At 40.7% G+C, this 18,580-nt stretch carries 20 protein-coding genes; 11 read left to right on the plus strand and 9 right to left on the minus strand.

The genetic code is table 11. The features are described 5' to 3' along the window. Positions 1-6 precede the first annotated feature (6 nt). The 6 genes from atpA (at position 7) to ACP69Y_RS10320 (ending at position 5,653) form a co-directional block, all read left to right on the plus strand. The gene (gene atpA / locus ACP69Y_RS10295; protein ID WP_425918304.1) at positions 7-1,551 is read left to right on the plus strand and encodes a F0F1 ATP synthase subunit alpha; all 1,545 of its coding nucleotides are present in this window, start codon (positions 7-9) and stop codon (positions 1,549-1,551) included. A gap of 88 nt (positions 1,552-1,639) precedes the next feature. Next, positions 1,640-2,509: a F0F1 ATP synthase subunit gamma gene (gene atpG / locus ACP69Y_RS10300; RefSeq protein WP_425918305.1), complete on the plus strand. Its 870-nt coding sequence runs from the start codon at positions 1,640-1,642 to the stop codon at positions 2,507-2,509. A gap of 26 nt (positions 2,510-2,535) precedes the next feature. Next, positions 2,536-3,930 (plus strand): F0F1 ATP synthase subunit beta, encoded by a 1,395-nt coding sequence (gene atpD, locus ACP69Y_RS10305; RefSeq protein ID WP_067725903.1) that lies wholly within the window; start codon positions 2,536-2,538, stop codon positions 3,928-3,930. A 27-nt stretch (positions 3,931-3,957) separates the two neighbouring features. Further along, complete coding sequence (locus tag ACP69Y_RS10310) at positions 3,958-4,377, plus strand: F0F1 ATP synthase subunit epsilon (protein WP_086204403.1); 420 nt, start codon at positions 3,958-3,960, stop codon at positions 4,375-4,377. 364 nt (positions 4,378-4,741) lie between these two features. Beyond that, positions 4,742-4,999: a hypothetical protein gene (locus ACP69Y_RS10315; RefSeq protein WP_425918306.1), complete on the plus strand. Its 258-nt coding sequence runs from the start codon at positions 4,742-4,744 to the stop codon at positions 4,997-4,999. Positions 5,000-5,353: 354 nt separating this feature from the next. Beyond that, positions 5,354-5,653 (plus strand): hypothetical protein, encoded by a 300-nt coding sequence (locus ACP69Y_RS10320; RefSeq protein ID WP_425918307.1) that lies wholly within the window; start codon positions 5,354-5,356, stop codon positions 5,651-5,653. Positions 5,654-5,660: 7 nt separating this feature from the next. Here the strand turns inward: ACP69Y_RS10320 and ACP69Y_RS10325 are convergent, their stop codons facing one another. Beyond that, on the minus strand, positions 5,661-6,104 hold the full coding sequence (locus ACP69Y_RS10325; protein WP_425918308.1) for an AAA family ATPase: 444 nt from the start codon (positions 6,102-6,104) through the stop codon (positions 5,661-5,663). 111 nt (positions 6,105-6,215) lie between these two features. Between ACP69Y_RS10325 and ACP69Y_RS10330 the strand changes: the two genes are divergently transcribed. Then, complete coding sequence (locus ACP69Y_RS10330; RefSeq protein WP_425918309.1) at positions 6,216-6,386, plus strand: hypothetical protein; 171 nt, start codon at positions 6,216-6,218, stop codon at positions 6,384-6,386. Positions 6,387-6,389: 3 nt separating this feature from the next. Here the strand turns inward: ACP69Y_RS10330 and ACP69Y_RS10335 are convergent, their stop codons facing one another. The 5 genes from ACP69Y_RS10335 to ACP69Y_RS10355 form a co-directional block, all read right to left on the minus strand. Further along, positions 6,390-7,022 carry a hypothetical protein gene (locus tag ACP69Y_RS10335; protein WP_425918310.1) on the minus strand — a complete coding sequence of 211 codons (633 nt, stop codon included), beginning with the start codon at positions 7,020-7,022 and terminating at the stop codon, positions 6,390-6,392. Between the two features lie 145 nt (positions 7,023-7,167). Next, a complete protein-coding gene (locus tag ACP69Y_RS10340) occupies positions 7,168-7,524 on the minus strand; it encodes an RcnB family protein (RefSeq protein WP_425918311.1) in 357 nt (118 codons plus the stop codon). Between the two features lie 210 nt (positions 7,525-7,734). Beyond that, positions 7,735-8,280 carry a glutathione peroxidase gene (locus ACP69Y_RS10345; protein ID WP_425918312.1) on the minus strand — a complete coding sequence of 182 codons (546 nt, stop codon included), beginning with the start codon at positions 8,278-8,280 and terminating at the stop codon, positions 7,735-7,737. Between the two features lie 156 nt (positions 8,281-8,436). Then, positions 8,437-8,985, minus strand: a complete 549-nt coding sequence (locus ACP69Y_RS10350) for a hypothetical protein (RefSeq protein ID WP_425918313.1) — start codon at positions 8,983-8,985, stop codon at positions 8,437-8,439. A gap of 185 nt (positions 8,986-9,170) precedes the next feature. Continuing rightward, entirely contained in the window at positions 9,171-9,950 is a 780-nt protein-coding gene (locus ACP69Y_RS10355; protein ID WP_425918326.1) for an AraC family transcriptional regulator, read from the minus strand. Positions 9,951-10,108: 158 nt separating this feature from the next. Between ACP69Y_RS10355 and ACP69Y_RS10360 the strand changes: the two genes are divergently transcribed. Then, positions 10,109-11,026, plus strand: coding sequence for a DMT family transporter (locus ACP69Y_RS10360; protein WP_425918314.1), 918 nt, complete (start codon positions 10,109-10,111; stop codon positions 11,024-11,026). A 413-nt stretch (positions 11,027-11,439) separates the two neighbouring features. Here the strand turns inward: ACP69Y_RS10360 and ACP69Y_RS10365 are convergent, their stop codons facing one another. The 3 genes from ACP69Y_RS10365 to ACP69Y_RS10375 form a co-directional block, all read right to left on the minus strand. After that, positions 11,440-12,009 (minus strand): L-threonylcarbamoyladenylate synthase, encoded by a 570-nt coding sequence (locus ACP69Y_RS10365; protein ID WP_425918315.1) that lies wholly within the window; start codon positions 12,007-12,009, stop codon positions 11,440-11,442. Positions 12,010-12,053: 44 nt separating this feature from the next. Further along, the gene (dprA, locus tag ACP69Y_RS10370; RefSeq protein WP_425918316.1) at positions 12,054-13,199 is read right to left on the minus strand and encodes a DNA-processing protein DprA; all 1,146 of its coding nucleotides are present in this window, start codon (positions 13,197-13,199) and stop codon (positions 12,054-12,056) included. Between the two features lie 395 nt (positions 13,200-13,594). Next, positions 13,595-14,755 (minus strand): LysM peptidoglycan-binding domain-containing protein, encoded by a 1,161-nt coding sequence (locus ACP69Y_RS10375; protein ID WP_425918317.1) that lies wholly within the window; start codon positions 14,753-14,755, stop codon positions 13,595-13,597. Between the two features lie 119 nt (positions 14,756-14,874). Here ACP69Y_RS10375 and def point away from each other — a divergent pair, with 119 nt between their 5' ends. From def to ACP69Y_RS10390, 3 genes are all read left to right on the plus strand, one after another. Then, entirely contained in the window at positions 14,875-15,405 is a 531-nt protein-coding gene (gene def / locus ACP69Y_RS10380) for a peptide deformylase (protein WP_425918318.1), read from the plus strand. A gap of 91 nt (positions 15,406-15,496) precedes the next feature. After that, positions 15,497-15,925, plus strand: coding sequence for a DUF2946 family protein (locus tag ACP69Y_RS10385; protein ID WP_425918319.1), 429 nt, complete (start codon positions 15,497-15,499; stop codon positions 15,923-15,925). A 73-nt stretch (positions 15,926-15,998) separates the two neighbouring features. Continuing rightward, positions 15,999-18,062, plus strand: a complete 2,064-nt coding sequence (locus tag ACP69Y_RS10390; protein ID WP_425918320.1) for a TonB-dependent copper receptor — start codon at positions 15,999-16,001, stop codon at positions 18,060-18,062. Positions 18,063-18,580: the final 518 nt, after the last annotated feature.

An 18,580-nucleotide genomic window follows, 5' to 3' on the forward strand; every position in this document is an offset into this window, starting at 1 on the left:
AGCGCAATGCAACAACTGAATCCATCCGAGATCAGTGCGCTCATTAAACAGCGTATCGGCGATCTGGACACCAGCGCAACCGCTAAGAACGAAGGGACCATTGTTATGGTTTCCGACGGTATTGTGCGTATTCACGGCCTTGCTGATGCAATGTACGGTGAAATGATCGAATTCGACGGCGGCTTATTTGGTATGGCACTGAACCTAGAACAGGATTCAGTGGGCGTCGTTGTTTTAGGTAACTACTTAAGCCTTCAAGAAGGTCAAAAAGCGCGTTGCACAGGTCGTGTATTAGAAGTTCCGGTTGGTCCAGAACTTTTAGGCCGTGTAGTAGATGCTTTGGGTAACCCGATTGATGGTAAAGGCCCTATCGATGCAAAATTAACTGATGCTGTTGAAAAAGTAGCACCAGGTGTAATTTGGCGTCAATCAGTGGATCAACCTGTACAAACTGGTTATAAATCAGTAGATACAATGATCCCTGTAGGCCGTGGTCAACGTGAGTTGATCATTGGTGACCGTCAAACTGGTAAAACAGCAATGGCGATCGATGCAATCATCGCGCAGAAAAACTCTGGCATTAAATGTGTATACGTAGCTATTGGTCAAAAACAATCGACTATCGCTAACGTAGTACGCAAGCTAGAAGAAACTGGCGCTATGGCGTATACGACTGTTGTAGCAGCAGGTGCATCTGATCCAGCAGCAATGCTGTATTTGGCTCCGTACTCTGGCTGTACAATGGGCGAATACTACCGTGACCGCGGTGAAGACGCGCTTATCATTTATGATGACTTGTCTAAGCAAGCTGTTGCTTACCGTCAAATTTCATTGCTTTTACGCCGTCCACCAGGTCGTGAAGCGTATCCAGGTGACGTGTTCTATCTACACTCACGTCTACTTGAACGTGCTTCTCGTGTATCTGTTGACTACGTTGAGAAATTCACTAACGGTGAAGTTAAAGGCCAAACTGGTTCATTAACTGCATTGCCGATTATTGAAACTCAAGCGGGTGACGTATCTGCATTCGTACCGACCAACGTAATTTCGATTACAGATGGTCAGATCTTCTTAGAAACATCATTATTCAACGCAGGTATTCGTCCTGCTGTGAACGCGGGTATCTCTGTATCTCGTGTTGGTGGTTCGGCTCAAACGAAGATCATCAAAAAATTGTCTGGTGGTATCCGTACCGCTTTGGCTCAATACCGTGAATTGGCAGCATTTGCTCAGTTCGCTTCTGACCTTGATGAAGCAACTCGTAAGCAACTTGAACATGGTCAACGTGTAACTGAGTTAATGAAGCAAAAACAATATGCTCCATACTCAATTGCTGACCAAGCTGTTTCAATTTATGCATCTAACGAAGGCTATATGGCTGACGTTGAAGTGAAGAAAATCGTAGACTTTGATGCTGCGTTAATTTCTTACTTCCGTTCAGAACATGCTGCGTTAATGCAAAAAATCGATGAAACTGGTGATTACAACAAAGACATCGAAGCTGCAATCAAAGCAGGTGTTGAAAGCTTTAAAGCGACTCAAACTTACTAATTTTAGCAATTGCTAAAAGCTAGTGGGTTTGGTTCACGGAATCAACCTTCGGAGGCTTGAAAGAGCCTTCGAATACTAGGTTAAGCGTATGGCAAATTTAAAAGAAATTCGCGCCAAAGTAGCTAGTATCAAGTCGACGCAGAAAATTACGCGTGCGATGCAGATGGTAGCTGCTTCTAAAATGCGTCGTGCGCAAGAGCGCATGGCTCAAGGCCGTCCGTATGCCGAAAATATGCACCGTGTAATTGCTCATTTGGTACAAGCGAATCCTGAATACAAACACCGTTATATGGTTGAACGTCCTGTTAAGCGCGTTGGCTATATCATTGTTTCTTCGGATCGTGGTTTGGCAGGTGGCTTGAACATTAACTTGTTCAAGAAAGTTGTTAAGCACGTACAGCAACAACAAGAGCAGTCAATTGAAGTTCAATTTGCTTTAATTGGTCAAAAAGCGGTTTCGTTTTTTAAAAACTACGGCGGTAAAGTTCTTGGTGCAACGACCCAAGTGGGTGATGCTCCAAGTCTTGAACAGTTATCTGGTTCTGTACAGGTGATGTTAGATGCATTTGATAAAGGCGAGTTAGATCGTATTTATCTAGTATCAAACGGCTTTGTCAATGCCATGACTCAAAATCAAAAGATTGAGCAACTCGTTCCTTTAGCAGCTGCTGAAGAAGGCGAGAATCTGAACCGTTCATACGGTTGGGATTACCTCTATGAACCAGAAGCTGAACAGCTATTAAATGGTTTATTGGTTCGCTATATCGAGTCTGTGGTGTATCAGGGTGTGATTGAAAACATCGCATGTGAGCAATCTGCACGTATGGTGGCAATGAAAGCTGCTACCGACAATGCGGGTGACATCATTAAGAGCCTACAACTTATTTATAACAAGCTGCGTCAAGCCGCGATTACTCAGGAAATTTCTGAGATCGTTGGTGGTGCCGCTGCCGTTTAACATTATTTTGAATTGAGGAGACAGCAATGAATAGCGGTCGTATCATTCAGATCATCGGCGCGGTTATCGACGTCGAGTTTGAGCGCAACAGCGTTCCTAAGATCTATGACGCTCTCCATGTTGATGGTACTGAAACTACTTTGGAAGTTCAGCAACAACTTGGTGATGGCGTAGTTCGTACTATTGCCATGGGTTCTACTGAAGGTCTTAAACGTGGCCTGAACGTAACTAACACTGGTGCACCGATTTCTGTTCCTGTAGGTACTGCTTGTTTAGGCCGTATCATGGACGTTTTGGGTCGCCCGATCGATGAAGCTGGTCCTGTTGCTACTGAAGCGCGTTTGCCAATTCACCGTCAAGCACCTTCTTATGCTGAACAAGCGGCTTCTACTGACCTTTTAGAAACTGGTATTAAAGTCATCGACTTGCTTTGCCCGTTCGCTAAAGGTGGTAAAGTTGGTCTGTTCGGTGGTGCCGGTGTTGGTAAAACCGTAAACATGATGGAATTGATCAACAACATCGCGAAAGCTCACTCAGGTTTATCTGTGTTTGCTGGTGTTGGTGAGCGTACTCGTGAAGGTAATGACTTCTATCACGAAATGAAAGATTCTAACGTTCTAGACAAAGTAGCAATGGTCTACGGTCAGATGAATGAGCCACCGGGTAACCGTTTACGTGTAGCGTTGACTGGTTTGACTATGGCTGAATACTTCCGTGACGAGAAAGACGAAAACGGTAAAGGCCGTGACGTATTGTTGTTCGTTGACAACATTTACCGTTACACATTGGCTGGTACCGAAGTGTCTGCACTTCTAGGTCGTATGCCATCTGCAGTAGGTTACCAACCAACTCTTGCAGAAGAGATGGGTGTTCTTCAAGAACGTATTACATCTACTAAGTCTGGTTCTATTACGTCAATCCAAGCGGTATACGTACCTGCCGATGACTTAACAGATCCATCGCCTGCTACAACGTTTGCTCACTTAGACGCAACTGTTGTATTGAGCCGTGATATCGCATCATCTGGTATTTACCCAGCGATCGATCCACTAGACTCAACTTCACGCCAATTAGATCCGTTAGTTGTTGGTCAAGAGCATTATGAAATTGCACGTTCTGTACAGAACGTATTGCAACGTTATAAAGAGCTTAAAGACATCATCGCGATCTTGGGTATGGACGAGCTTGCTGAAGAAGATAAATTGGTTGTTTACCGTGCGCGTAAAATCCAACGTTTCTTCTCTCAACCGTTCCACGTAGCTGAAGTATTTACTGGCGCGCCTGGTAAATTAGTATCTCTTAAAGAAACGATTCGTGGCTTTAAAGGTCTTCTAGCTGGTGAATACGATCACATTCCAGAACAAGCGTTCTATATGGTTGGTGGTATTGACGAAGTTATTGCTAAAGCCGAGAAACTTTAATTAGCTGCTCTAATTTAGGAGATTCTCATGGCGACTATGCAATGTGATGTTGTAAGTGTAAAAGAGTCTTTGTACTCTGGCACTGTAACTATGCTAATTGCGAAAGGTGCTGGCGGTGAGTTGGGTATTATGCCTGGTCATGCTCCGTTGGTAACTTTGCTTCAACCGGGCGCGATCCGCGTTCTGTTGGAAAACGGTACAGAAGAGTTGATCTATGTATCTGGTGGTGTTCTAGAAGTTCAACCGCATGTCATCACGGTTCTTGCAGATACTGCAGTTCGTGCTGAAAACTTAGATGAAGCGGCAATTCTTGAAGCACGTAAAAATGCTGAAACTTTGCTAGCAAATCAAAAGAGCGATTTGGACTCTGCTGCTGCTTTGGCTGCTCTTGCAGAAACTGCTGCTCAGTTGGAAACCATCCGCAAAATCAAAAACCGCGCTCAATAAGACGCAGTTGGAGATTGAAAAACCACCCGAAAGGGTGGTTTTTTTATGATATATACAATTAATAATAAAAAGGAGTTAGCGTTAAAGAAATTTTCAGAACTAAATTTGTATAGAAAAATGCTTTCTATGTTCTTACTTACTTTTTCTTATACCTCACTTGATAACAATTGTATTTATTTTGCCGATATCAAATGATAAAGGGGCTACCTTAGCTTCTTGTTTAAGTGTTGGTGCAACTTTGTATGCAGCAATAGTTGCATATCTATTACTTGATAATTGGAAAATTTAGCATAGAGAAAACTTAAAAAGTGCTTATTTCCAGAAAACTTTTGATAAATATATAGAGTTAAAAGATGCTATTTATGTGCTTCAGAATATTCATGATTCTTGGCTTGAAGATATTTATAGAAATCAGAGGCAAATTGATGATTGTGAGGATGGTGGACTAATTAAAGGAGTTTCTAATGTCAAAATTCATTTGAAGGAAATAGCGAGTAGATTTGATTATTATGCGATTATTTTTAAAGATAAAACTTATGAACATACAATTAAAGAATTTAAAGTCGAACTAGATAAAGTATTAGATCCAATTTTAGAGGAGTATCATGAAAGAGAGGGATAAGTTTATCATTCTGAACATTTTGAGGATGCTAAAAGTTTAAAAGAGCAGCTACCAATAATTGTAAAGCAATATGATGAAAGTATTTCTGACCTGATGTCTAATAAGATTCTATTAAAGTGATTTATTCATTCAAAATGAGAGAGGGAAAAATCGAAAACTCCCCATTTCCCACGATCTTCACTTCAAACTTTTTAGAAAAACCTTCATCTAAATTTGGTAATTCTAATTTCTTGGAGGTTACTTGAATACCAGCTTCAGGAATATTGAGTTTTATATAGATCACCTAAAGTTGCATATATTTTATGCATATCCTGTACTAGGCTAAATTCATTCAATTAACAAGATTTATCTTCAATGAACCTCATCGAACATGAACCCCACTTTTGGGAACTCTACCGAGACTCTGAACATTATTATCTCAGCATTGCTGTAGATATGAGTTCAGTCGTATCTTGCTGGGACTTGGTTTTAACATCAAATGAAACTCAAGCTTATAAACAGCAGGGTCGAATAACTATTCAAGAACTGGCAAAATTCATGGTTGCTGCAGCCTATAAAGGTGATTTTTCCATAATGGAAAGCCGTTTAGCCAAACCTGAAGCACAGCAAGCGATGCAGGCGACCTTTAAAGCTTGGCGTGACAGTCAAAAATAATTTGGTTTTAAGTCTCATTTAACTGAACCGAAAACTCTCCATTTCCTATAATTTTCAACTTATAAATCTCATCAAAACCTTCGTCTAAACTTGGCAGCTCTAACTTCTTATACGTCGCTCGAACACCCACTTCAGGGATATTGGCTTTGCCGATACGCTGTCTATTTCGTTCCAAAGTACTGTTTAAATCCGTTTCAAAGAAATAGGAAATCACTTCAAAGCCAGCAGCTTTAGCACGCTCAATATAACGTGCGCGATCTGCTTTTGTCGGGTTGGTATTATCAATGACACATTTGGCTTTACTGGCTAAACACGCTTCAAAAATTAAATTTTCACGATGCCGAGTTTTTAGCATATCCAAATTAATTCGCAAATGGCTGTGATGCAAATTCAGTAAATAAAAAGAAGATTTACCCGAAGCCTGAACGCCAGTAAAAATAATCAGTTGCATGAAAAATCTGCGAACTAGAAAGAGAGACAAGATTAAATCATATAATGAGTGATATGGCGAAATTTACCGTGAATGACAGGACTTAAATTATCTATTTTAGTTGTAGTTAGAATGCATAAAGATGATGAAATTTCTGGAATGAGTCTAACCCTAAAAGAAGCACCAGAGATAATTGTTCGTGGCAAGCTGAAAGCAGATATCGGTGTAGAAACCCTAGGCAATATTAATGATCAATTTGAACCAACCAATTCAGTTGAGCTGAATTGGTCTAAATTGATTTAAGCATTAACTTTCCTGGTTTTGTTCATTTGGGTCTTGTTCATTCTGTTCTGGTTCATCCTGACCTTGTGGAATCATCATTCCAGCCAGTTTGATCATTTCCATTTGAATGCTGCCCATTTGCTTTTCAATTTTCTTAAAATCGACCTGACTCAAATCGACATCACCATTTAACAATGGGGTAGCCAGAACTTGCTGATTGGCTTGCATAATATTTTGACGAATCGAATCAACTTCCTGACTTTTCAGGTTCAAGCCAGTCAATGCCTGATTAAATCCAGTCAGTTGTTGTTGCAAATTTTTGGCAGTCGCTTGTAACTGCTGCTGATCTTTGTCATTGATTGCGGTTTGCAACTCACTTTGAGTTTGCTTCAGCTGTTCAACATAATCACCCGCTTTAAGCTGCATATCCGCAACGTCACGCACGATATAAAACATGTTGCCCGTTTTCAGCTCAGCCTTGGACGTTTCTGCTGGTTCGGTATTTGACTCTTTAGAGATCTGTTCAGATACTTCGCTTGATTGTGCAGTTTGGGTTTCATTGGTCTCAGGTGAATTTGCTTGTTCACAACCAATCAATAACAGACCCGCACTAAACATCACAAAAGGAGAAACCACATTTTGGATGATTTTTTTCATAATCAATTCATATCTTTACTTCAGTGCTTGTTAATATAAGGGCGAAATGTGGAGAAAAAACTGATTGTTGCAAAGCGATAACAAATTTATTTTCAGGCATAAAAAAGAGTAGCGAAGCACTCTTTTTCCACCGAGATTGCTGGAATTAACCGCCAATAATTTTAATGATGTTATGACTCATAGCGTTGGTTAAAACATAGTCACCATTCACTTTAATCCATTGCTGGTTTTTACCGGGTTTGCTCAATTTTTTAAATTTTTTGTGATCGACTTTATAGCTTTGACCATAGTATTGACTTGGGACTTTTTGACCCACTCTCCAGTCATGTGAGGGATTTACCGCTTTTTTATGGACAGCATGGTGATGTTGCTGAACAGGTGTTTTATGGTGATTTTGAACTTGATGAGATTGACCGTGATGATCTTGTAGAGCAGCTATTGCAGGTGCAGCAACTAAAGCAGTAGAGAGTGATAAAACTATTGCTTTGACGAGAGTATTCATATTTCAACTTTTCTATATGGCGGTTGGTTGATGAGGTCATCCTATTCCTAAGTCATTGATAGATATTGAATGCAGTGTTGTTAAATAATTAAAATGATGAAAAAATTGTGGAGAATTTAAAGAGGGCGTTTTATGTGCTTAATTTTTTGTTTTTAAATAAAAAATATAAGCACCTATAGCAAGTATAAATGCTTACATTACTGTTACAAATTACTTGGCAAGTTCGGCATTCACTGCATCGACAATACGTGCATCATCTGCGGTAATATCCGGTGCGAAACGCGCCACCACTTCACCCTGTTTATTCACCAGGAATTTTTCAAAGTTCCACAGCACTTCCGGTTTTGGATTCGGTGTTAAACCATAATCGACCAGATCTTTCCACCAAGGCCCTTCACCCAACCGTTCTGGAATCGCTTGAGTCAAAGTTTGATAAAGTGGGTGCTTGTCTTCACCAGCAACCGAAATTTTAGAAAACAGTGGAAAATTGACTTGGTAATTGAGTGAACAGAATTGTTGAATTTCATCGTCAGAACCGGGTTCTTGTGCCAGGAAGTTATTGGCCGGAAAACCTAAAATCTCAAGTCCTTGATCTTTCTTTTCCTTATACAGTTTTTCCAAACCTTCATATTGTGGCGTTAAACCACATTTAGAGGCAGTGTTTACAATGAGCAGAACTTTACCTTGATATTGGTTCAGTGTGGTTTCGTTGCCTTGAATAGTTTTGACAGGAATGTCATAAACGGAATGGCTCATTTTATTGTCCTTAAATACTTGAGATAATCACTGTTTTGTTTTAACGGTTATTCAGGCTATCGACAAGCATTTATTTCGATTTGTACATCAATTTTATTCGAGATAAAAGAAATAAAAACAGGCCAATAGACCTGTTTTCTAAATATTAAGCTCAAATTAGGGTGCTGTTTTGGCTTTATTTTGCAAAGCTTGTGTTTCTGAGACCAATTCTTTTTGCAATGCAGTGGCACGGTTTTGGAGCTCGGTTATTTTTTTGGTATCAGGAGTAGTGGCAATACTTGCCTCAGAAAGTTCTATACCCACATTATTGGATTCTTTAATTTTTTTGCGTACTGCATCCACTTCTGAACTTTTCAGGTTTAAAGCATCAAGGTCTTGGTTAAAGCGTCCGATATAGGTTTTCATTTCTGCGACAATTGTATTTAAAGAAGCCTTGTCGCCTTTTTGTGCAGCTTCATTGGCTTTGTTTTGCAAATCTGAAGCTTCTTTGGTTCGGCTGTTGGAGAGGGTTTGAATCTGGTTTAAATCGTTTTTAATATCTGCAGCATTGTTTGAGCTTAAGGCAGCGGTTGCGGGTTGAGTGCTAGCAGGAGTAGATACCGCTGAGCTAGTCGATGACGATGCAGGTGCTTCATTTGTTTTTTTATCACATGCTGTTACTGCCAAAGCGGCAAAACACAGTGAAGCCAATAATCGTTTTTTCATAATGCATCCTCACAGGTTTACATCACTAAACCTGATTCTATTCATTCAAATTTAAAAAATACGGCACATACTAGATGGAGTCCAACTATCAAAGTCGCATATTTGACTGATTGCTGACTATGGTGTTTTTGTTGGTAAGCTGCTGCAAATTGCAAAAAGAGTTATTTATTTAATAATATGAAGGGTTAGATATCGCGCAGCTGTGCAGGAGTCTGTTCCGTATAACGCTTAAAGAACTCAATAAAGCTGGAACTGTGCTGATATCCCAATTCATAGGCCAGTTTTTTCACTGTTTTGCCTTGGCGAATCTGCGTGATCGCATATAAAATTTTGGCCCGATTGCGCCATTCAGATAAACTCAACTGCAATTCCTGCTGGCTTAAACGCAGTAAATGTCGTTCGCTGATGGATGAATCCCTGAGGAGTTGCTGCAAGCTTTTGTGAAATAGCGCTGGACTGGCCAATTGCTGTAATAGGGGCTGAAGCACAACATGATTGGTTTGCGGTAAATAATGCTCATAGGCAGGTGCAGTTTTCAGTTGATCGAATAACACCTGTAATAAATGCTGATAATGCAGCGTGCTTATGTCTTGCTGTTTTTGTTCCAGGATTTCATGCACCAGATGCCGAAGAAAAGGGCGAATGCTTAAAGTTTTGGTGCAAGCAGCAAAATGCTCACATAGGTAAGGATGCACTCGAATACAGACATAGTGGGTGATTTGTTCATCCAGTGCGATCGAGGCATGCGCGGTTTGTGGTGGCAGCCACAGACCATAATTGGGTGGCGACAGATACCTTTGTCCTTCTATTTCATATTCTAAAATACCGTTCAGACTAAAATTAAAATCACCCCATAAAGAACTGTGGGGCGCCACAATTTCATCTTTTTGATAAAAGAAATCATTCACTTCTATATAGTGTTCAATATGCTTCAGCATATGAAGATCCTTGTATTCATTTTTTATTTGTCGGTTGATGATGGAAAGATCCTGAAGCTGATTTGAGTAGCCACAACTCGATCAATCAGTGTCTGTAGCTCAATACTGATGTCTGAAATTCGATATTCTAATTATTTCAGACTTCGGTAAAAATGAATACTGAATATTCAGGCACGGGAAAAGGCATGACACAGCAAAACAAAACAGTCTGGTGGGCACTGGCTTTACCATTACTGGCGGTTTTAATCTGGTCTATGAATATTACGGTGACACGTTATGTAGCGGATTATATTTCTCCTGTCAGTATCAGTTTTTATCGCTGGCTAGTGGCCTTTACGGTTTTAACGCCTTTTATGTTGGTTAAAGTCTGGCGTGAACGTCAATTGGTTATGCAACACTGGAAACAGCTTGCAGTATTAAGTGCTTTTGGCATGGTGTTGTATCAAGGCCTGGGCTATACCGCGGCACATTATACCACTGCAACCAATATGGGCATTATCAATGCCTTTATTCCGGTGTTTACCATCTTTGTTTCCATGCTCATGCTTAAGGATATTCCCAACCGTTTTGCAGTGGTGGGCAGTATTTTATCTTTTATGGGCTTGCTCTATGTGATGGCACAGGGAAATCTGTTTAATCTGGTTCAGTCAGGTGGACATCTTGGTGATGCCATGATGGTGCTTGCGGTATTTTTCTATGCTTTTTATGGGGTGTTTCTTAAAAAGTGGCAATTACAAATTCCATTGATGATTAGTCTGTATGTGCAGATCGCTTTTGCCTTGCTTTACCATTTACCCTTTGTTTTATATTTAGGACTGGATGCAATTGATCAACACAATCTAGGCAGTGTGCTGTATGCCGGGATTTTTCCATCCTTGATTGCACCATTCGTCTGGATGCTGGCAGTACAAATGATTGGGCCGAACCGAACCAGTATTTTTATGAATTTAATGCCGGTCTGCACTGCAATTATTGCCTATGTGTGGTTAGCAGAAGCATGGACGGTTTATCACAGTATTGGGGGAGTAATCATTTTGCTGGGAATTTTATTGGCGCAAAAGAAAGCAATTCCAGTCAAGGCAGCAGAAAAATCGAATGCTTAAGTTAAAATATGGTTTAAAAAATAGACAAACGAATTTATTTTTTTATTTATTCTTCATTGAATTTGGCTATGAATCATGGTTTCTCAGCGTACAGAAAACAATGATTTGAAAAAAACATAATTAAAAAATAGTGAGATAATTTAAATTATTAAGAAAATATGATGAATGTTCCATAGTTTTTAACTGTTTTATAAGATAAATAAGCTATTTGTATAAAAAAACAATTTATTGGATAATATTTATATCGTGAATGTTTAAGTTATTCTTAACAGTATTTAGACTTTTGCAACCAGATTTACAGACCCTCTGGATGTGATTTATGCACATCCTTTTTATGCTCAGCCGTCCCTATATGGCTGAGCTTTTTTTTGCCTAAAAATTAGCATTTATTGTCAAATCATGAAAGGACCCGCCTAATCGCGGATCACTTCACCTGTTTCGGCATCAATGATGCGGCTCGGTTCTTGGCTAAGCCCTAAATCACCATTCAAGTAATCGATTTGCGTTGAGAAATATTGGTTGGCTTCTTGCAGTAAGCGGGCAGGTTGGCCACCTGCAGGGTTGGCACTGGTCGATACAATAAAACCATCAAATGCATTGCATAGCGCTACGCATAAAGGGTGGGTGGTTACACGGACGGCCACTTTAGAATGATTACCTTTAATCCAGTTGGGAATATGGTTGCCAGCAGGCAATAACCAGGTGGTTGCTCGTTCACCGGGAGAACGATGACTCCATGAATCAAGCACTTTTTGACGCATTTCTGCGGTGAGGAGTTCTAATAGATGCTCAACTTGTGCGATCTGAGCCGCCAGTAGAATCACCCCTTTTTCCATCGGACGCTGTTTTAAACGTAAAATTTCCAAAAAAGCCTGTTGGTTAAAAGGATCACAGCCTAAGCCCCAAACTGCCTCTGTAGGATATGCTAAAACATGTCCTTGTTTTAAACATTCAGCAGCTTCGGCAACAGAGGTGGTAATCATTGGATTTTATTCCTTCAAATATATTCAAAGGCTTATTGTGAACCTTATTTGCTTGGACGACAACGTAGATACAAACCCGCCTGTTGCATACACAAGCCCAATAACTCTAATTCCATCAGTTGGCTGGTCAGTGTGCCGATATCCGACTGCTGCTTAGCGACAATGTCATCTATGTTTTGCCCCACCCAATCCAGCTGGTTATACAGTGGCGTTAAGTGTGAGGGTAATTCGGTTTGTATTTCCATACCATTTGGATTTTTTGTTTGTTCGCTGTGCTGTTGAGTATGCCATTGGGTGGGAAGGGCCAAGTCTTCAATCACCTGTTCAGGATGCTCGACCAAAATAGCACCTTCACGAATCAGTTGATGACAGCCTTGATGATGCTCACTATAAATATGTCCTGGAATGGCAAATACTAATTTGTCTTGTTCAGCAGCAAGTTTGGCCGTAATCAGTGAACCACTCTTCAGGGTGGCTTCAGCAACAATCACGCCCAAGCTTAAAGCGCTGACAATTCGATTGCGCCGTGGGAAATGATGTTGTAAAGGCGGTGTTCCCGGTAAAAATTCAGTCACCACCGTACCCGAATGAGCAATAATTTTTTGTCGCAGCTGCTGATGCTGGGTCGGATAGGTTTGGTCTAAGCCGGTGCCCATTACGGCAATAGTTCGACTATGACGTAAAGCCCCTTGATGTGCGGCTTCATCAATTCCTTCAGCCAGACCACTCCCAATATAAAAGCCCTTTTCACTGAGATAAAAAGCAAAATCATAAGTCACTTGGCGCCCATGACTGCTGGGTTTGCGACTACCGACCATGGCAACTTGTGGTTGCAACAATGCTTGAGCATCACCTTGACCAAACAGAAGAGGCGGTTTATCTGCATAAGGTAGCAGTTGAGTGGGATAGTCCGGATGGTCGAGCGTGAGGATAAAATCGCTACTTTTTTGAATCAGGGCAACACAATGCTGAAATTGCAACTGTGCTTCGGCAAGGTGAAAATCTCGCAGGCGCTGGATATGGTTTTTGTGAATGCCAAGCTTTTGCCACGTTTCAATTTGATCAGGCAGTGTTGCCTCAGCCAGATGGGTATAGTGTGCATTAATTTTATAAAAGCTGGTCAGCGAGTGTTGCACCAGAAACCATAACCGAATGTAATCCAGCTGCACGGAGCTTAATGAGTTGAGCATAATGAGACCTTTAAGTATGTCTTCTTTTTATTGTTGAAAGTAGGGTCTGTTGCCAGTTCATAAATGGTTTGCGTTGTAGGCTAAAATTAAGCAGACAAGAAATGAAATGCAAAGAATGGTGGTTCCATTTTTAAATTTCATGACGAAGTCTGTGATAATTTTAGCCACAACCTGAGCAGAAACAAAGCACTGCTTTGTTTTGTAGCGCAAGGCGCAGCTGGGGACTAGAGTATTTTTTGATGCTACGTCGTTGTGAACTACGCATTTAGAATGACTAAATTTTGTAGTTCACGCCTCGTATCCTTTAAAAAATACTCGTAGTTGCAAACATAGACGAATTGTCAACAGACCCTAGAAATGAGGCCGAATCTCAGCCTCATTTCTAGATGTAAGGATTAGTCATCCATAAGCGGTGGCTGAATGCCAGCACCGACTTTAATCGGTAATTCGCTATCAAGCACATACGCATAACTTAAGTTTTCAAAGCTTTTGAATACCATGATGTTAGCGATACGTTGCCCAGGTAATTGAACACGTTCTTTAGTTTTTGGATCGGTAACCACTTCACCTTTTTGGTTCACTGTTAGCACATGTCCAACTTGAACACCTTGCAAGCTACCACGGTCAATGGTCACTACGCTGTGTTTTGCCGCTGTCCCGATGGAACCCATCACGCGAACAACTTGCCCCCCTGCAACCACATCTTCTGCATGGGTCGGGTAGAACAAGGTTGGAAGCATTGCATCATATTCAGGCAGAACGCGATCACCACGACGAACTTCAGAATTATAAGTATCTGTCAGTTCAAGGGTGGTAATGTCATTTTCACCACGAACAGCAACACCTGATGCAACTTGAATTAACTCAAGACCAGCATTGTATTTTTTACCCTTGGTATCGCTAAACATATACGGTTCGCCTTCACGGTAAACTGCATAGCGTTGACCGACTTCCAGACCATTTCCGCGTGCATAAACGGTTTGACCTTTAGCCGCAAGAACACGTTGATCCGCAGTACCTAAAATATATGGGGTGCCTGTAATAGATTCAGGTGCCACAATGGTGCTCCGTTCCAACCATTGTTTAATGTATTCCAGTGGAATCACGGGAATGGCATTATTTAAAGATTCAACCCGAACTTGAGGTTGCAGTTTTGTGCCGGTGCCACCCGTATAACGACGGATAATTCCTTCACAGCCATCCCCCTCATCCTTACCAATGATCGGTTTGCCATTATAGGTACACATGAGCAGACGGTCGCCCGGGAAAATCCAATGTGGATTTTTCACGTGTTTATTGCTTGCCCAGATTTCAGGCCAACGCACTGGATTTTTTAAAAATCTTTTGGAAATATCCCATAAAGTATCACCTTTTTTCACCACATAGACTTGTGGCGCACCTGCTTTTAATGCAGGTGGGTTAATATTTCGAGCCGGTGCCGCTTCAGCTACACTAACGACTCCAACCCCAACACTTACACATACGGCAAGTACCAATAATTGTTTTTTAAACCCCAAGGCACTAAAAGTTGGTGCGCCCTTGAAAACCTTTTTCATTATCATAATTCCTAAAATTATGTATGTAGTTGCGTTATAATAACGATATTACACACATTTTTTTGATGAAGCATTCCTTCATTTTGTTTTTTGATCAATGGCATAAGTGAGGACACCGTATGGCCTTATTACCTATTTTAAGTTTCCCGGATCCCCGTCTTCGTACCATTGCTAAACCAGTCGAAGAAGTCACTGATGAAATTCGTCAGCTTGCAGCAAATATGTTTGAAACTATGTATGAAGCGCCCGGTATTGGTTTGGCTGCAACACAGGTCGATCATCATATTCAGCTAATTGTCATGGATTTATCTGAAAATAAAGACCAACCCATGGTATTTATTAACCCCAAAGTTACCCCGTTAACTGAAGAAACTCAGCCCTATGAAGAAGGCTGTCTATCAGTGCCTCAAATATACGATAAAGTTGAGCGTCCGTCACGTGTAAAAATCGAGGCAATTAACCTTGAAGGTCAGTCATTTGAGATAGAAGCAGACGAACTTCTCGCTGTTTGTATTCAACATGAAATGGATCACTTAAATGGCAAGTTATTTGTCGATTATTTATCGCCATTAAAGCGTCAACGTGCACGTGAAAAAGTCGAAAAAGTTGTTCGTCAACGCCAAAAAGAGACGGTTGCGGTAAAACGTTAAGCACAAATATTTAGATAAAATGAAAAATAACAAAGCCCAATCGGAATTGGGCTTTGTTATACTTGAGTTAGACAAATTTTAGGGTTTGCCTGTGCTTTTACGTAGTGGTCTGCTGTTATCCTGTATAGCAGTATTTTTACAGATTGCTGTTTTTTTACAGCCCTTGCTGCCGAAGCAATATCAAATTGCTCCGGTCTGTGAAACCATTACGCGTGCATTATTACTCAGCTCTACTCCTATTCATCAAACTTCAACTTCTGAACATTCCCATCATCAAGTAAATCAAGACACTCAACGGCATGAGCAGCATGCAGGGCATGATCATGATGCCAGTCATAAGTGTCAGTACTGTACCGTCTACGGTAATTTGGTTCTGCCCCCTGAATTAGAAGTCAAAGAAGTTTTAGACCGTATTCAAATTCGTTTATTGGCATTCCAAAAGACGTTTAGTCATGTCTGGTTTGTTTTACAACGACTCTTTCTGCTGCCGCAAGGGCGTGCCCCACCATTATTTGCATAAATCAACCATTTGAAATGTCTGGGTCTTGGATGACTCCAGCCCAGTTGTATTTATGTATTAGTGAGATTTAAAAATGGCTCAGCCTAAATTTTACTTACAGCCTCTTGCGGCTGCAATTTGTGTGGCTTGTTATTCAGCTTCGGTATTTGCCGAGCAACAAAATACCATCGTTCAAACTTTGGCACCTATTGTGGCCACGGCTCATTCAGGAAATGATGCCAATGGGCTCATTGTGCGTGCCGATCCGAAACAGCCGATTCAACCAATTCCAGCCAGTGATGGGGCTGATTATCTACAGAGTATTATGGGATTCAGCTCGATTAAAAATGGCGGCACCAATGGCGATGTGACTTTCCGTGGCATGTTTGGTTCGCGGATTAAGATTTTAGCCGATGGCACAGAAAATCTGGGTGCCTGCCCAAACCGTATGGATGCGCCGACTTCTTATATTTCACCTGAAAGTTATGACCGTATTTCGGTGATTAAAGGACCGCAAACGGTTCAATATGCCAATACCGGTTCGGCTGCGACCGTCATCTTTGAGCGCGAAGCCGAAAAACTGAGTCAAGATAAGCCTTACCGAGGCCAAGCCAGTGTGCTGATGGGTTCATATGGTCGTCTTGATCATAATGTTGAAGCGGCAGTTGGAGATGAACAAAAATACATTCGTCTGAATGCCAATCGCTCAGTTTCAGATAGTTATAAAGATGGGGAGGGCAACACCGTCCCTTCGGATTGGGAACGCTGGAATGCTGATGTGGCACTAGGTTGGACACCGGATGAAAATACTTGGGTCGAACTTACTGGCGGGAAAGCAGATGGCGAAGCGGTCTATGCAGGTCGTGAAATGGATGGTTCTCAATTTGCCCGTGAAAGTTTAGGACTTCGTGTAGAAAAGAAAAATGTCACTGAGGTGATCAAGAAAATTGAAGCGCAAGTGAACTATAGCTTTAATAATCATGTCATGGATAATTTTAGCTTACGTGAATTCAAACCAAGTGGGATGATGAGTATGCCAATGGCTTCAAACGTCACACGAGAAACCTTAAATGCGCGTCTGGCTGTGACGCATGAATGGGACAAGCTGCAATTTATTAGCGGTTTGGATAGTCAAAATAATGAACATTCCAAGCGCAGCGGCAGTTTAATGACCCCCTATCAAGATCAAGTGCGTAGCAAAGATATGAAGTTTCGCTCTTATGGCGCTTTTGGCGAACTCAGTTATCAGTTGAGTGAGCAAAATAAATGGGTCGGTGGTGCTCGTTTAGATCAAGTCAATGTAAAAGATCTACGTACGGAATCTCTCATCAGTGGCTATAACCGCGAATTGGATAAAACTCTACCCAGTGCATTTATTCGTTTTGAAAATCAGCATCCGGAACATGATGCCAAAACCTATATCGGCGTAGGTTATGTCGAGCGCATGCCAGACTATTGGGAGCTTTTTAGTACTGCACATGGCAATCCCGGTACGCTGAATGCCTTTAATGGAATAGATACAGAGAAAACCCTACAGCTTGATTTAGGTTATCAACATGAGCATGGCGCCCTGAATTCTTGGGTTTCTGCTTATGCAGGTTTAATCAATGATTATATTTTAATGAGCTATCATGATCATGCAATGCCAGGCATGATGAGCCATGGCAAAACGGCAGGTGCTAAAAATGTGGATGCGACCATTGCTGGCGCAGAAGCAGGAATTGGCTATCAATTCACCGATCATCTGCAAGCAGATATAAGCACGATGTATGCTTGGGGTAAAAACACTACAGACGATAAACCTTTACCGCAAATCTCACCTTTGGAAGGACGTGTCAATCTGCGTTATGTGCAAGATCAATATACTTTAGGTGCATTATGGCGTGTGGTGGATAGTCAAAATCGTATCAGTAAAGATCAAGGCAATATTGTGGGGTATGATTTAGCTAAAAGCAGTGGTTTTGGAACCTTGTCACTGAATGGCACCTACCATGTTCGCGATGGAGTGGATCTTTCTGTAGGCATTGATAACGTTTTGGATAAAACCTATAGCGAGCACTTAAATAAAGCGGGTAGTGCAGGCTTTGGTTTTGCAGCTGATGAGCAATTCAATAATATTGGTCGTAATTATTGGGCACGTGTGAGTATGAAGTTCTAATCATTTCGCATTTATAAACGTAAATGAAGTTAAAAAAGCCATTGTTGTACAACAATGGCTTTTTACTATTTGGGAGTAAGGAAAGATACTTTAGGAAAGGCTTTTATAAAATTTGAATAGTAAGAAATTGAGCTTTACAACGTATTTTGTATGTTTGAACAGCACCTTGGCGAATAAAAAGACAAGAATAGAATTAATATTAAACGATCATCTTGAGGCTGAAAATAAATTTTAAACTAATATGTATATAAAACAGTATCTTAATATTTATTTGGCTGGATTTTGAATAAAAGTATAAATAAAATAAAAAATAATTAAAATAAATTAATATTAAATAACAATAACTTGTGTTTTTATTGGTTTGAAAAATAAACATACGATAAAAAATGTTTTTTAGAAGTGTTGCAACGATCCTGAAATCCTGTAGAATGCGTATCCATCGGCGGTGATGTTGATTAAAACTTGTTGAGAAACAAGGGTTTAGCCTAAAGGGTTTGAATCTGGAAGTCTTGAAGAGG

This window comes from Acinetobacter sp. TSRC1-2 (assembly GCF_049895885.1).
Classification (GTDB): domain Bacteria; phylum Pseudomonadota; class Gammaproteobacteria; order Pseudomonadales; family Moraxellaceae; genus Acinetobacter.

What these genes read in the sequence shown, in the direction of transcription:
- atpA (WP_425918304.1), top strand. Translation starts at nt 7, where the DNA reads ATGCAACAACTGAATCCATCCGAGATCAGTGCGCTCATTAAACAGCGT.
- atpG (WP_425918305.1), top strand. Translation starts at nt 1,640, where the DNA reads ATGGCAAATTTAAAAGAAATTCGCGCCAAAGTAGCTAGTATCAAGTCG.
- atpD (WP_067725903.1), top strand. Translation starts at nt 2,536, where the DNA reads ATGAATAGCGGTCGTATCATTCAGATCATCGGCGCGGTTATCGACGTC.
- ACP69Y_RS10310 (WP_086204403.1), top strand. Translation starts at nt 3,958, where the DNA reads ATGGCGACTATGCAATGTGATGTTGTAAGTGTAAAAGAGTCTTTGTAC.
- ACP69Y_RS10320 (WP_425918307.1), top strand. Translation starts at nt 5,354, where the DNA reads ATGAACCTCATCGAACATGAACCCCACTTTTGGGAACTCTACCGAGAC.
- ACP69Y_RS10325 (WP_425918308.1), bottom strand. Translation starts at nt 6,104, where the DNA reads ATGCAACTGATTATTTTTACTGGCGTTCAGGCTTCGGGTAAATCTTCT.
- ACP69Y_RS10330 (WP_425918309.1), top strand. Translation starts at nt 6,216, where the DNA reads ATGCATAAAGATGATGAAATTTCTGGAATGAGTCTAACCCTAAAAGAA.
- ACP69Y_RS10335 (WP_425918310.1), bottom strand. Translation starts at nt 7,022, where the DNA reads ATGAAAAAAATCATCCAAAATGTGGTTTCTCCTTTTGTGATGTTTAGT.
- ACP69Y_RS10340 (WP_425918311.1), bottom strand. Translation starts at nt 7,524, where the DNA reads ATGAATACTCTCGTCAAAGCAATAGTTTTATCACTCTCTACTGCTTTA.
- ACP69Y_RS10345 (WP_425918312.1), bottom strand. Translation starts at nt 8,280, where the DNA reads ATGAGCCATTCCGTTTATGACATTCCTGTCAAAACTATTCAAGGCAAC.
- ACP69Y_RS10350 (WP_425918313.1), bottom strand. Translation starts at nt 8,985, where the DNA reads ATGAAAAAACGATTATTGGCTTCACTGTGTTTTGCCGCTTTGGCAGTA.
- ACP69Y_RS10360 (WP_425918314.1), top strand. Translation starts at nt 10,109, where the DNA reads ATGACACAGCAAAACAAAACAGTCTGGTGGGCACTGGCTTTACCATTA.
- ACP69Y_RS10365 (WP_425918315.1), bottom strand. Translation starts at nt 12,009, where the DNA reads ATGATTACCACCTCTGTTGCCGAAGCTGCTGAATGTTTAAAACAAGGA.
- dprA (WP_425918316.1), bottom strand. Translation starts at nt 13,199, where the DNA reads ATGCTCAACTCATTAAGCTCCGTGCAGCTGGATTACATTCGGTTATGG.
- ACP69Y_RS10375 (WP_425918317.1), bottom strand. Translation starts at nt 14,755, where the DNA reads ATGAAAAAGGTTTTCAAGGGCGCACCAACTTTTAGTGCCTTGGGGTTT.
- def (WP_425918318.1), top strand. Translation starts at nt 14,875, where the DNA reads ATGGCCTTATTACCTATTTTAAGTTTCCCGGATCCCCGTCTTCGTACC.
- ACP69Y_RS10390 (WP_425918320.1), top strand. Translation starts at nt 15,999, where the DNA reads ATGGCTCAGCCTAAATTTTACTTACAGCCTCTTGCGGCTGCAATTTGT.